This window comes from Arcticibacter svalbardensis MN12-7 (assembly GCF_000403135.1).
GTDB classification, from domain to species: Bacteria; Bacteroidota; Bacteroidia; order Sphingobacteriales; family Sphingobacteriaceae; genus Arcticibacter; species Arcticibacter svalbardensis.
This window is the reverse complement of sequence record NZ_AQPN01000065.1, coordinates 1-853: the sequence shown is the minus strand read 5'-3', so window position 1 is coordinate 853 and position 853 is coordinate 1. Positions and strand designations below refer to the sequence as shown.

Sequence of the window (853 nt, the reverse complement as noted above, 5' to 3'; positions counted from 1 at the left end):
TTTCAACCGGTAAGAGATTTCGCTGCCGGTACATTTGCTGCCTTCAGGGATTACATTGGGATGGATCTCCTGGATTTCATCCACAAGGCTTTCAGGGATCACAAAGTGTTTCTTCTTTTCCTTTTCAGCAGAGGACTGTTTAGTAGCACCACTTGTAGTGGTTTGCGGCACGTTAACTTCAACCACAACTTCCTCCATCAGTCCCAGGCGGAGCTGTTCAGGGTTTTGTTCTTTGCCCAGGTAACGTTCGCTTTTGCTGCCAAAGGTCTGTTTGAGCAACTGCTCCACCCGGTGAAGCAGTTGCTCATTTATTGCCGATAATTGTTTGAATTCCTGGCGCAGCAGGACATTTTCCTGCAGGAGTTGCTCATACAATACTTTATAATCTATCGGCTCTGATTGCTGCATCAATGGCGTTTTGTTACCTTAAAAATAAGAAAACGCACATTTTTATGCAAGTTTTTTATGTCTTTTTCTTGCTTTTTATTGCTCTAATTTCAGCTTTTTTTTGCTGGTACAGGCGCGCTGCTTTTCTTTCTGGAACTGAATCCCGCGAATGATCTGGAGTAACTGGATCTCACTGATGTGACTGCTTTGGCCGTCGGCACGCTGGGGTGGCACTTCAAATCTGCCGTTGTCCATCCTTTTGTAATAAATCACAAAGCCGCCATGTTCCCAGAACAGCAACTTGATGCTTTGCTTGGAACGGCTCAAGAAAACAAAGACATCCCCGCCTGCAGGATCACTTTGCAGTTCGTCCCGAACGATACCGGCAAGCCCGTTAAAACTTTTACGGCCATCTATACATTCGGGGTACACGAAATACGTTCTCGCTGTTGGTATCATACTGTTT

General features: G+C 45.4%; 2 protein-coding genes. Both read right to left on the bottom strand.

Annotated features, from left to right (window positions below):
* Positions 1-408: IS66 family transposase (locus ADIARSV_RS08115; protein WP_040299513.1), on the bottom strand; the 408-nt coding region annotated here is incomplete at its 3' end.
* A gap of 75 nt (positions 409-483) precedes the next feature.
* Positions 484-853, bottom strand: a 370-nt coding sequence (gene tnpB / locus ADIARSV_RS08110; protein ID WP_052016979.1) for an IS66 family insertion sequence element accessory protein TnpB, incomplete at its 5' end; no start/stop codon positions are given.